This is a genomic window from Sulfitobacter sp. UBA1132, assembly GCF_002311545.1.
GTDB classification, from domain to species: domain Bacteria; phylum Pseudomonadota; class Alphaproteobacteria; order Rhodobacterales; family Rhodobacteraceae; genus Sulfitobacter; species Sulfitobacter pontiacus.
Genome location: NZ_DCAN01000019.1, coordinates 46,137 through 57,934 on the forward strand (window position 1 = coordinate 46,137; position 11,798 = coordinate 57,934).

The 11,798-nt window shown below is 61.9% G+C and carries 12 protein-coding genes; 4 read left to right on the forward strand and 8 right to left on the reverse strand.

Annotation, left to right across the window (positions count from 1 at the left end; all coding sequences use genetic code 11):
- Window positions 1-12: 12 nt before the first annotated feature.
- From kdsA to B4F27_RS14015, 5 genes are all read right to left on the reverse strand, one after another.
- Entirely contained in the window at window positions 13-846 is an 834-nt protein-coding gene (gene kdsA / locus B4F27_RS13995; protein WP_093733572.1) for a 3-deoxy-8-phosphooctulonate synthase, read from the reverse strand.
- Complete coding sequence (locus B4F27_RS14000; protein ID WP_286759925.1) at window positions 843-2,552, reverse strand: capsule biosynthesis protein; 1,710 nt, start codon at window positions 2,550-2,552, stop codon at window positions 843-845. The genes kdsA and B4F27_RS14000 overlap by 4 nt, the downstream gene beginning before the upstream one ends.
- Window positions 2,530-3,189 carry an ABC transporter ATP-binding protein gene (locus tag B4F27_RS14005; protein ID WP_005849402.1) on the reverse strand — a complete coding sequence of 220 codons (660 nt, stop codon included), beginning with the start codon at window positions 3,187-3,189 and terminating at the stop codon, window positions 2,530-2,532. The genes B4F27_RS14000 and B4F27_RS14005 overlap by 23 nt, the downstream gene beginning before the upstream one ends.
- 203 nt (window positions 3,190-3,392) lie before the next feature.
- Window positions 3,393-4,295, reverse strand: a complete 903-nt coding sequence (locus tag B4F27_RS14010; RefSeq protein ID WP_286759926.1) for a cation diffusion facilitator family transporter — start codon at window positions 4,293-4,295, stop codon at window positions 3,393-3,395.
- A gap of 24 nt (window positions 4,296-4,319) precedes the next feature.
- Window positions 4,320-4,664: an ArsR/SmtB family transcription factor gene (locus B4F27_RS14015; RefSeq protein ID WP_005849397.1), complete on the reverse strand. Its 345-nt coding sequence runs from the start codon at window positions 4,662-4,664 to the stop codon at window positions 4,320-4,322.
- A 126-nt stretch (window positions 4,665-4,790) separates the two neighbouring features.
- Here B4F27_RS14015 and B4F27_RS14020 point away from each other — a divergent pair, with 126 nt between their 5' ends.
- From B4F27_RS14020 to B4F27_RS14030, 3 genes are read left to right on the forward strand one after another with little or no spacing between them, the layout of a single operon-like run.
- Window positions 4,791-5,378, forward strand: coding sequence for a uracil-DNA glycosylase family protein (locus B4F27_RS14020; protein WP_286759927.1), 588 nt, complete (start codon window positions 4,791-4,793; stop codon window positions 5,376-5,378).
- Window positions 5,371-6,156 (forward strand): SseB family protein, encoded by a 786-nt coding sequence (locus B4F27_RS14025; protein ID WP_005849394.1) that lies wholly within the window; start codon window positions 5,371-5,373, stop codon window positions 6,154-6,156. Before B4F27_RS14020 ends, B4F27_RS14025 begins: the two co-directional genes overlap by 8 nt.
- 51 nt (window positions 6,157-6,207) lie before the next feature.
- A complete protein-coding gene (locus B4F27_RS14030; RefSeq protein ID WP_286759928.1) occupies window positions 6,208-7,629 on the forward strand; it encodes an FAD-binding oxidoreductase in 1,422 nt (473 codons plus the stop codon).
- A 17-nt stretch (window positions 7,630-7,646) separates the two neighbouring features.
- Here B4F27_RS14030 and B4F27_RS14035 read toward each other — a convergent pair whose 3' ends face one another.
- Window positions 7,647-8,177, reverse strand: a complete 531-nt coding sequence (locus tag B4F27_RS14035; protein WP_009825109.1) for an adenine phosphoribosyltransferase — start codon at window positions 8,175-8,177, stop codon at window positions 7,647-7,649.
- Window positions 8,178-8,392: 215 nt separating this feature from the next.
- The gene (locus B4F27_RS14040) at window positions 8,393-9,265 is read right to left on the reverse strand and encodes an S-methyl-5'-thioadenosine phosphorylase (RefSeq protein WP_009825108.1); all 873 of its coding nucleotides are present in this window, start codon (window positions 9,263-9,265) and stop codon (window positions 8,393-8,395) included.
- Window positions 9,266-9,433: 168 nt separating this feature from the next.
- Here B4F27_RS14040 and B4F27_RS14045 point away from each other — a divergent pair, with 168 nt between their 5' ends.
- Window positions 9,434-11,095, forward strand: coding sequence for a SulP family inorganic anion transporter (locus tag B4F27_RS14045; RefSeq protein ID WP_286759929.1), 1,662 nt, complete (start codon window positions 9,434-9,436; stop codon window positions 11,093-11,095).
- Window positions 11,096-11,174: 79 nt separating this feature from the next.
- Here B4F27_RS14045 and B4F27_RS14050 read toward each other — a convergent pair whose 3' ends face one another.
- Window positions 11,175-11,780, reverse strand: coding sequence for a flavin reductase family protein (locus tag B4F27_RS14050; protein ID WP_005849383.1), 606 nt, complete (start codon window positions 11,778-11,780; stop codon window positions 11,175-11,177).
- Window positions 11,781-11,798 lie beyond the last annotated feature (18 nt).

Here is an 11,798-nt window from a genome sequence, read left to right on the forward strand (position 1 = left end):
CAGGATGGCCCCTTAGAAGGTGAGGGGGTATTCCTTGGCCAGCGCGTCGAATTTCATCAACGACGCAATCAGCGCTGGCATCTGATCCAGATAGATCATGTTCGGCCCGTCCGACGGTGCGTTGTCCGGGTCTTCGTGGGTCTCGATAAAGACCGCGCCCACGCCAATCGCGACCGCTGCGCGCGCCATGACGGGGGCGAACTCGCGTTGTCCGCCGCTGGAGCCACCTTGCCCGCCGGGCTGCTGGACCGAATGCGTCGCGTCCATCACGACAGGGTATCCGGTTTGCGCCATCTGCGGCAGGCTGCGCATGTCAGCGACCAGCGTGTTGTAGCCAAAGGAGGTGCCGCGTTCGGTCAGCAGGATGCGCTTGTTACCGGTGGATTCGATCTTGGCGACGACGTTTGGCATATCCCACGGTGCCAGAAACTGACCTTTTTTGACGTTCACAACCTTGCCCGTATTGCCCGCGGCCAGCAGCATATCGGTCTGGCGGCACAGGAAGGCGGGGATTTGCAGGATGTCGACAGCCTCGGCCGCGATGGCGCATTGCGCTTCGGTATGCACGTCGGTCAGGACGGGGACGCCGATGGATTTGCCCACCGATTGCAGCACAGCCAGACCTTCGTCGATGCCAAGCCCGCGTTTGCCACCAAGGGAGGTGCGGTTGGCTTTATCATAGCTTGCTTTGAACACGAACTGTGCGCCCACGGCATCGCATGCCTCTTTCATCTGGCCGGCGATCATCTGGGCGTGGGTTTCGCTTTCCAGCTGGCAGGGGCCTGCGATCACCGTCAGCGGGCGATCATTCCCGATGACGACATTTCCAACGGTGACTTGGGTCATTTTGTTACCTGTTCTTTCAGAATGGAGGAGGTCAGCGATAGCATGAGGTAGATGCCCGCAAAGATCAGGAATGTCAAAATCGTGTTCTCGAACTTGCGTGGGTATGAGGCGCTTTGCGACGCCACCGGACGCACCGCGACGGTCAGATAGCGGACCTGACGGCTGGCCTCTGTTCGGGCTTGTTCCATCTGGGTCTGGGACGCCTGCAAGGCGGCATCTGCCGCGGCCAGATCGGCCTGCGCCAGTTGCAAGCTGACCGCTTGTTGTGCAAGCGAGTTGGTGCCCTCGGTCGCGCTGTTCATGCGTTCGTTCAGCTTGTCCAGCTGTGCGCTAAGCCGGCGCACGTCGCCTTGGGCGCCGTCCACCTTGGCGCGGTTCGGGCGCGGGTTGTCGAGCAGGGCGGCAAGTTCAAGCTCTTTTTCCAGCAGCAAGGTTTCATAATTGGTGATCTGCCCGCGGATCGATGCGATCACCGCCTGCGGGTCCACCCCGTTGTCGACCTGCAGCTTGATCAGCGCTTCCTGCGCCTCGCGGCGTTTGGCGACCGTCTGCTCATAGGCTTCGCGGGCGTCGCGCATGCCATCTTCGCGCTTTTGCTGCGACAGGGCGTTCACGCGTTCTTCGGCATATTCCAGCAGGTGTTCGGAAAAGTCTTTCGCGACCTCGGGATCGGCGGCAATCACCTCCATGCGGATCATGCCTTCGGTCGGATCGTATCCGATTTTAACGTTGTCTTTATAGTGTTTATACGCTTCCTCGTTCGACGCGTCAGGGTTCATCCGCTGGATCGGGTCGATCGCGGGGTCCGAGAAATGCTTCATAAAGCCGACATCACGGTCCAGCCGCAGCATCGCGTCTTTTGACTGGAGGTAACTTTGTGTCGCGATACTATCGGCGGAGTTGGCAAATTGGGTCGGCAGCAGCCCGCCAAGGGGGCCAAGCCCGCCTGTGCCTTCGTTCTGGATAATCAGGAACTGGCTGTCTGTCGCATACATCGGAGTGGCGATGTTGTAGAAATAATACCCGCCCATGATTGTGGGCAGCCCGACAAAGAAGGCCAGCCGCACCATAAGCAGGCCCATCTTGCGGCGGCGGCGCTTGGTGATGTCGCGCTGGATGTCCGAAATCTCGCGCATGCGGCGTTCCATCGGATTAACGTCGGTCGAGGGCAGATTGCGCCCCCCGGCAGGGACTGTCTGGGGAAGCTGGATGCGCCCTTTCTGCAATGCCGTGCCGGTGGATTGCTTGTCCTGAGGAACGACCAGTTCCAGCATGTTGGAGCGTTGGAACGGGTCGATCCCTTCGGCGCGCAGCAACCGCACCGCATCGAAGTCAGAGGTCGGGGCAAGCCCGTGTTTTTGCGCCACGCGACGGGCCATGCGCAATTGGCGGCCGGTCAGCCCTTCGCGGCGGATCGCGTCGATGTCCTGCTCTCCGCTGACCTCGGTCGTTGATGACACCTCGCCGCTGCGGGCGTCGGTGGGTGGGGTCGGGCGCGCAGCGGAGGCAGCGGCAGCTTGGCTGGGCGCTGCAGCTCTCGGTGCTTCGCCGCGTGATGCAGCCGCAGCGCGTGGCGCGTCGGGGGCCTGCGGCTTTGGCGGGGCTGCCGCGGGGGCATCACGTTCGACCGCGTCGGTTCCTTTTGGGGCCGCAGCAGGGGTCGCACGTTTGATGCGGAATTTTCTAGCCTTGGGTTTCGTAGTCATAAAGCTGTTTGGCCTCTTCCAAGGTGTCGAAGATATGTAGCTTTCCGCCAAGCAAGACAGCAGCGGACCGCGCGAATTGTTCCAACGTCTCTGCTTGGTGCGAAACGATGATGATCGTCGTCGTGCGCAGCCGTTCTTGCAGAATTTCGCCCGCCTTGCGGTTGAACTCCACATCTGTGGTGCTCGGCATGCCTTCGTCGATCAAATAGATGTCGAAATCAAGCGCAAGCAGCAGTGAAAACGAAAACCGTGATTTCATCCCGGCCGAATATGTCCCGACGGGCTGGTCAAAATATTCCCCCAACCCACACAGCCAGCGACAAAAGCTTTCGACGTAGTCAGGGTCCAGCCCATAGAGACGGGCAATATAGCGGGCATTCTCTACCGCGGAAACCTTGTTGACGACACCGCCCATGAACCCCAGCGGGAAGCTGATGTTGCAGCCGCGCCGGATCTCGCCTTCGTCCGGCTTTTCCAGCCCCGCCATCATATTGATAAGGGTCGTCTTGCCGGTGCCGTTCGGGGCGAGGATGCCAAGGGAATGACCCAAATCCACGCGAAATGACACATGGTCGAGAATGACCTTGTGTTGCGTGCCAGTCCAAAAGGACTTGGAGACGTTGTCGAATTCCAGCATGCCTGCTCCGATTGGTGCTGTTGCGGGTATGTCGCGCCCTGTTTCCCGAGCCTTGGGCGGTGTCTAGCCCTCTATTTTGACTATATTATGTCGTAGTTGGGGCCGAATTTACAAGGAGCCAAAACGACCCACGCGCCCGAAGGCAGTGCCATCGGCGATGGTTTGCAGGGGCGCGCTATACGAAAGGTCGAGGGGTGCGGGTGTTAGTGACCGATCACCTTGGCGTCGTGGCACTGGGCATCCTGGGTCTCAAGCTCCAGCGTGACGTGGCTCAGATCGAACTCGGATTTCAGGTGGGATTTCAACGCTTGGCGCAGGGCGCTTGGGTCTGTGGCCTGTTCGGCGACGATATGGGCATCAAAGGCCGCGCCGTGTTCCTCCATCAGCCACAGGTGCACATGATGGACGTCTGCAACACCGGGCTGGTCGCGCAGCGCCGCGATCACGTCTTCGGTGCGCAGCGCATCGGGCGAGGCAAGCATCAAGATCCGCGCCACCTGCGGCAGTTCGGTCCCGGATTGCCAAAGGATGTATCCGGCAATCAGCAGCGTGGCCAATGGGTCCACCCAAGCCCAGCCGAACAGGATCATCAGCGTCCCCGCCACAATCACGGCAACCGACCCCAAGGCATCGGCCACATTGTGCAAAAAGGCCGCGCGGATGTTCACGCTGGATTTCGATGCGCGAAAGGTCAACGCGGCGGTGCCCAGATCCACCAGCAAGGCGAAGCCGGCGACGATCACCACGATCCAGCCCGCCACGGGTTCGGGATTGGCAAAGCGCATCGCGGCCTCATAGACCAGATACAGGCCGATCACGATCAATGTGGTATAGTTGATCAGCGCCGCGACCGCCTCGATCCGGCCGTAGCCAAAGGTCATATCTGCATTGGCTGGACGACGGGCGATCTTGCGCGCGGCGAAGGCGATGATCAGCGCGATGGCGTCGCTGAAGTTATGCAGCGCATCGGCGATCAGCGACAGGCTGCCTGCGACGATCCCGCCGATGACCTGTGCGACCGTGAGGCCGAGGTTGATCGCCACCGCGAGGGCAATCTTGCCGTCGCCGCTGTCGGGATCGACGTGATGATGGTGACCGTGTGACATGGGGGGCTTTCGCTATCTGTGGTGTTAACCGTGGGGATGATCAGGGCAGGGGACCGCGGCGTCGGCGCAACACTCTGTCATCAGGAACTCGGACAGATCCTGTACCGCGTCATGGGACACCGCCGCGCAGATGGTGCTACGCCCCTGCCGCTGCTGGCGCACCAGCCCTGCGGCTACAAGCAGTTTCAGATGATGGGTCAGCGTCGACCCGGTGATGCCCGCGCGATCACCCAGCGTGCCAATGGTCAGCCCGTCAGGGCCTGCGCGCACCAGCAAACGGAGAACTTGCAACCGTTGCTCTGACCCGAGCGCGGCAAAGCGCGCAGCAGCCAAGGCGAGATCATGGGGGGAGGCGGGATTCATTTTCATGTTTTTAGAAATATAGAAATGACTGGCCGCGTCAAGCTCATTTCGAAATGTCTCGAAATGAGTGCTGGACACCACCGCGTCACCGCCCCCTTTGAAACCGGCGCGCCACCGCTTAGGTCTACCCCCATGACCGACATCCGCCCCGAACTCAGCCAATGCACCCTCTGCGCCGACCGCTTTGCGGCTACGGCGACGGGGCACCGGCCCAATCCGGTGGTCTGGTTCCAACCGGGCGCGCGGCTGCTGATCGCCTCGCAAGCGCCGGGGTTGAAAGTGCACGAGGCAAACACCCCCTTCTGGGATGCCTCTGGCAAGCGGTTGCGCGACTGGCTGGGCGTGGACGAGACGACCTTTTATGACCGCAGCCGCGTGGCGATCATCCCCATGGCCTTCTGCTTTCCGGGCTATGACGCCAAGGGCAGCGATCTGCCGCCGCCGCCGATCTGTGCGAAAACATGGCGGGCCCGGGCGCTGGATACCGTGCCCGATGTCCGGCTGACCGTGTTGATCGGGGCCTATGCCATGCGCTATCACCTGCCCGGGTTCACCACAGTCACCCGCGCCGTTGCCGATTGGCAAAACCACTCGAAGGGCGTCTTTGCCTTGCCTCATCCCTCGTGGCGCAATACCGGTTGGCTCAAGAAAAATCCGTGGTTCGAGGAGGACGTGCTTCCCCGGCTCCGCGCTGCTGTAAGGAATGTACTGGATGACTGAAGCGACGCCACTGGACATCGCCCATGCCGCCATGATGGCCGATGAAAGCGATGACGCTGCCCGCCTGCGGTTCTATGAACGCATGGCCGATGTGGAGCTTTTCCTGCTGCTCGAAGCCGAACCGGACGCCGATCAGGTCAGCCCTGTCCTGCTAGAGGACGCCTATGTGCTGGTCTTTGACCGGATCGAACGGCTTGCGGCCTATGTCGGGCAGCCCGCGCCCTATGTGGCGCTGTCCGGGCGCGCGATTGCGGGGATGCTGGATGGCCAACCGCTTGGCATGGCGGTGAACCTGGATGTCGCCCCTTCGGCGATCCTGCTGCCCGACAGCGCCGTGGCTTGGCTGCGCGACACACTCGCCCATGAAGCCGGAGAGGTCGAGGCGCGCATCGACCGTGTTCTGCCGCCCAAGGGCCTGCCCGAAACGCTGATTGCCGCGATTGATGCCAAGCTGGCGACCGCCACAGGCATGGCGGCAGGGGCGTGGCTGGTCGGGGTTGAATACACCGGCGGCGGGCGCGGGCATCTGCTGGGCTTTGTCGGGGCCATCCCGCGCGCGCAAGACGCGCTGGTTCGTGCCGCTTCCGAGGCGCTGACATTCTCGGGTATCGATGCGGGGGCGATGGATGTGGGCTTCTTCGCGCCCTCTGATCCGACGGTTGAAAAGCTGTCGAAAGTCGGGCTGCGTTTTGATCTGCCCCAGATGGACCCGCTGGAAAAAACCCCGCGGATGGAGGCCCCCGGCTCTGACCCGTCAAAGCCGCCGATCCTGCATTAGCGAGGACCAAAGCCGCTTGCATCCCGCCCCGCTTGGCGCGATCAATAGGCCATGACATTGAACCCCGCCGATCCCGCATTCGAGGCCGCGCTGCGTGCCGAACTGTCGCCCGACGTCTTCCGCGCGGTCGAACCCCGCTATCTGGAAGAACCCCGCGGGCTGTATGCCGGAAAATCGGCCGTGCTGGCCCTGCCACGCACGGTCGAAGAGGTAGCGACCCTGATCCGCCATGCCAATGCAGCACGGGTCGGCGTGATCCCCTATGGCGGAGGTACCGGACTTGTGGGCGGCCAGGTGGCAGAAACTGGCCCCGCTCCGCTGATCCTGTCGCTGGAACGCATGAACAAACTGCGCGCAGTCTACCCCGATGAAAACGTGCTGGTAGCCGAAGCGGGGATGATCCTGTCCGACGTGCAAGACGCCGCCGAGGCGGCGGATCGCCTGTTTCCCCTGACCCTCGCGGCACAGGGTTCTGCCCGAATTGGGGGGAACCTCGCGACAAATGCGGGCGGCACCGGCGTGCTACGCTATGGCAACGCCCGCGATCTCTGTCTGGGGCTAGAGGCCGTGCTGCCCGATGGCCAGATATGGAACGGCCTGACACGGCTGCGCAAGAACAACACCGGCTATGATCTGCGTCACCTGCTGGTCGGTGCCGAGGGCACGCTTGGCGTCATCACCGCCGCTGCGCTCAAACTCTTCCCGCGGCCCGCCAAGACGGGGACCGCGCTGCTGGTCGTGAACTCTCCGGCGGCAGCGCTGAAGCTGCTGTCGCTCGCGCGCAGTCAGTTGGGCGAGATGATCAGCGCGTTCGAGATCATGAACGGCGTCGGGCTGGATTTCCTCACCGAAAAGATGCCCGAACTCCGCCAGCCCTTCGACACCCCGCCAGAATGGAGCGTGCTGATCGAATTGGGCCTCAGCGGTGATCTGGAACCGATGGCGGCGCTCGAGACACTGTTTGCCGCCGCCTTCGAGGCGGAGCTGGTGACAGACGGGCTCATCGGGCAAAGTCAGCAGCAGTCCGAAGATTTCTGGGCCGTCCGCGAGATGATGCCCCACGCCAACCGCCAGATCGGGTCGATCTCCAGCCACGATATCTCGGTCCCCCTGGGCGCGCTGCCCGAATTTATCATCCGCGCGGGGGAAAAGATCGGCGCGCTGGGCGATTTCAGGATCAATTGTTTCGGCCATGTGGGCGACGGCAACCTGCACTACAACGTTTTCCCGGTGCAGGGCCGAAGCCGCGAGGATCATCTGGAGGATCGCTTGCCCATCAAGACGGCGATCCATGATCTGGTGCACGAGCTCGGCGGCTCTGTCAGTGCGGAGCACGGGATCGGGCGGCTCAAGGTCAAAGACCTCGAACGCTATAGCGATCCGGCGAAGCTCTCTGCGTTGCGCGCGATCAAGGCGGCGCTGGACCCGAACGGGATCATGAACCCCGGCGCGATGTTCCCCGCGCCGGAATAAAGTCTTGGCAACGCGGTTTACGCGCCTTCAAAGGCACAAAGCGCGTTGACCTCCATCCCCATCGCTTCCAGCCGCTTGCGCCCGCCAAGTTCCGGCAGGTCGATGATAAAGGCGCAGGACACGATCTCGCCGCCCAAACGCTGGATCAGCTTGATCCCCGCCTCGGCGGTGCCACCGGTGGCCAGTAGATCGTCGACAACCAACACCTTCTCACCGGGCTGGATCGCGTCGTCGTGCAGCTCCACAATCGCCTCGCCGTATTCCAGCTTGTAATCCTGAGAGATGGTGCGACCGGGCAGCTTGCCCTTCTTGCGAATAGGTACAAAGCCGACGGACAGCTGATGCGCGATCGCGCCACCCAGAATAAAGCCGCGCGCCTCAAGTCCGACGACCTTGTCGATGTCGATACCGGCATAGGGGTGCAGCATCTGGTCGATGGCCATACGGAACCCGCGCGGGTCGGCGAAAAGCGTGGTCACATCGCGAAACATGATCCCTTCGTGAGGGAAATCGACAATGGTACGGATGTAATCTTGAACCTGTTTCATGCAGTGCTCCGGTCGTTGGGCTTTGGTCGGTCGCCACACCAGCGCAACAACCGCGCCACAGCGTTAAGCGACACGCCCCCTGTCAGCAAGCATCTTCAACAGCGCGGCCCCGCGGGACATCACGTCAAAACCGCAAGGCCCCGCTTCATTTTGCCAAATAAACTCACCTGCCACAGCACCCGCCACGGGCGCTGCGACGGCGTTTGCCGTGCGCCCTAAAGCACGCGACCCGCGACGGCATCCAGCTTGGCCACAAGGGCCGCGTCGCGCATTTCTGGCTGGGTCATAATCGCATATTCCAACGCGCGGTCGCAGCCATGCGGGCAGGGGGCGCGGTCGGCTCCCAGCAGTTTGGGCAGGCGCGCGACCAACTGACGGCCCTTGTCGGCATTGCCCATCAACGTCTCGATGATCTTGGTCACATCGACCTCCCCGTGGTCCGGGTGCCAACTGTCGTAATCCGTGATCATCGCGACCGAGGCATAGCAAAGCTCTGCCTCGCGGGCCAATTTCGCTTCGGGCATATTGGTCATGCCGATCACATCCGCCCCCCAGCTTTCGCGGTACATCTTGGATTCCGCCAATGTGCTGAACTGCGGCCCCTCCATCGCAAGGTAGGTGCCGCCGCGGTGCACGTTGATGCCCGCGTCGCGCGCAGCGGTTTCGCAGGCGTCGCCCAAACGTGGGCAGGTGGGGTGCGCCACGCTGACATGGGCCACGCAGCCGGTGCCGAAGAAAGATTTCTCCCGCGCGATGGTGCGGTCGATGAACTGGTCCACAATCACAAAATCTCCCGGCGCCATTTCATCGCGGAACGACCCGCAAGCCGAGACGCTGATCACATCCGTGCAGCCGAGCCGTTTCAACGCATCGATATTGGCGCGGTAGGGAACGGTAGAGGGCGCATGCACATGCCCGCGCCCGTGTCGCGGCAGAAAGGCCATCTCTACCCCGTCCAGCGTGCCGGTCAGGATCGCATCGGAGGGCGGGCCCCAGGGGCTTTCCACGGTAAGCCATTCGGCCCCCTCCAGCCCGTTGATGTCATAGATGCCGGAGCCGCCGATCACGGCAATTTTCGTCTGAGTCATGAAGTCGCCCTTGGATTGAGTTGCGGGCAGAGTATCAAGCTTGGCCCATAGGGAAAGCCTCAAATCCGGCCCGCGCCGTCGCGTGGCTTCCATTTTGTTCACGTTTCAGCTAGGAGGCCGCAAAGACCTTTCCGACTTATTGATGCGATTTGACCCGAAGGATGCCCGATGGCGCGTACCACGTTCCGTAGTTTTACCAAAAATCTTGATGTGACCGACCTGAGATGGATGCCGGGAGAGGGGTTCTCTCCGTCGCGGCTGCGCATTGAATTGCTGTCGGGGCTGACCGTCGCCCTGGCCCTTGTGCCCGAAGCGGTTGCCTTTGCCTTTGTCGCGGGGGTCCACCCGTTGGTGGGTCTCTATGCGGCTTTCCTGGTGGGGTTGATCACCGCGTTGATCGGCGGGCGTCCGGGGATGATCTCGGGGGCGACGGGGGCTTTGGCGGTTGTGATGGTCGCATTGGTCGCGCAGCACGGTGTTGAATATCTGTTCGCCACGGTCGTGCTCATGGGGCTGATCCAGATTTTCGCGGGTGTCATGCAATGGGGCAAGTTCATGCGGCTGGTGCCGCACCCTGTTATGCTGGGGTTTGTGAACGGTCTGGCCATCGTGATCTTCCTTGCCCAGATGGGCCAGTTCAAAGTGCCGGGCACGATGGTTGATATAGGTCACGGCATGTCGGGTGGCGAATGGCTTTCGGGTGGGCCGCTTTACCTGATGCTGGCGCTTGTCGCCGCGACGATGGCGATCATCTGGGTCATGCCGCGCATCACCAAGCTGATCCCCGCACCGCTGGCAGGCATCGGCATCATCGCCATTCTGGTGATCGCGACAGGCATGGATGTGCCACGGGTCGGCGATCTGGCCTCGATCGAGGGCGGCTTTCCGACGTTCCACATGCCGTTTGGCGAAGGTGTCGGCCTGTACGGCACCGCCTTGGCACCCTTCACGCTCGAGACGCTGTATATCATCCTGCCTTATGCGGTGATCCTTGCGGCCATCGGCCTGATTGAATCGCTGCTGACGTTGAACCTTGTCAGCGACCTGACCAACACCCGCGGCGGGGCCAGTCAGGAATGTATCGCGCAGGGCGTGGCCAATACCGTGACCGGCTTCTTCGGCGGTATGGGCGGCTGCGCCATGATCGGTCAGTCCATGATCAACGTGAAATCCGGCGGGCGCACGCGGGTTGCGGGGATTGCGGCTGCGGTCTTTTTGCTGCTGTTCATTCTGGTCGGTGCGCCACTGATCGAGCAGATCCCGCTGGCAGCACTGGTCGGGGTGATGTTCATGGTCGTGATCGGCACCTTTGCGTGGAACTCCTTTGGGATCCTGCGCAAAGTGCCCCTGACCGATGCCTTCGTGATCCTGCTGGTCACCGTCGTCACCGTCTACGAAGACCTTGCGGTCGCGGTGGTCGTCGGTGTGATCGTGTCGGCGCTAGCCTATGCGTGGAACAATGCGCGTCGCATCCACGCCAAGACATACACCACACCTGAAGGGGCCAAGGTCTATCAGATTCAGGGGCCGCTGTTCTTTGGATCGTCCGAAGGTTTCGCCGAGCTCTTTAACGTCAAGGCCGACCCCAGCGAGGTGATCGTCGATTTCGAAGACAGCCGCGTTGTGGATCAATCCGCCCTGCAAGCGATCGAGACGATTGCCGCGAAATACGAAGGCGCGGGCAAGCGCATCCAGCTGCGCCACCTCAGCCGCGATTGTCACCGTTTGCTGAAGAAGGCCGGGCATCTGATGATCGATAGCGACGATGATCCCGACTACGAGATCGCGGCGAATTATCAGGTCCGTACCGGCATTCTTGGCGGTCACTAAACCGCCCGACCGACTGACACGAAAAAGCCCCCGATGCAGTCCGCATCGGGGGCTTTTTGCTTTTCGGGATGTGGGAGGATCAATCGTCGGGGCGGATGATCTCGAACACGTCGGTCACGCGGGCATAATCGCGGTAGCCCAAGCGGGACAGCGGTTGGTAGGTCGTCACGTCGAACCGCCCGTCCTTGATGCAATCGTCGCGCATATGGACGCCGACGACCTCGCCGAAGACGACAAAGTTATTCTCTCCCTCGATCTTGACCATCTGGGTCATGCGGCATTCCAGGCTGGCAGGGGCGGTCGCCACACGGGCGCAGTTGATCTGATCGCAGCTCGCCTTTTCGATGCCAGCGTGGCCGAATTCATCCGCACCATGGGGCAGCGTCGCAGAGGAGGCGTTCATCGCGTCGCGCATCGCGTATTCGACAATGTTCACGCAGAAGACGCCGGTCTCGCGGATGTTCGCCATGCTGTCCTTGGTCCCGTCCACATCGGCCTTGGTCCCGGTAGAGGCAAACATCACCTGCGGCGGCGTATAGGCGACCCCGTTGAAAAAAGAATAGGGGGCCAGATTGTCGTTCCCGTCCGCGTCTCGGGTGGAAATCCATCCGATCGGGCGCGGTGTGACAATCGCGTTGAACGGGTTATGGGGCAGGGGGTGGCCATCTTGCGGGCGGTAGAACATCAAACTCTCCTCATGGTT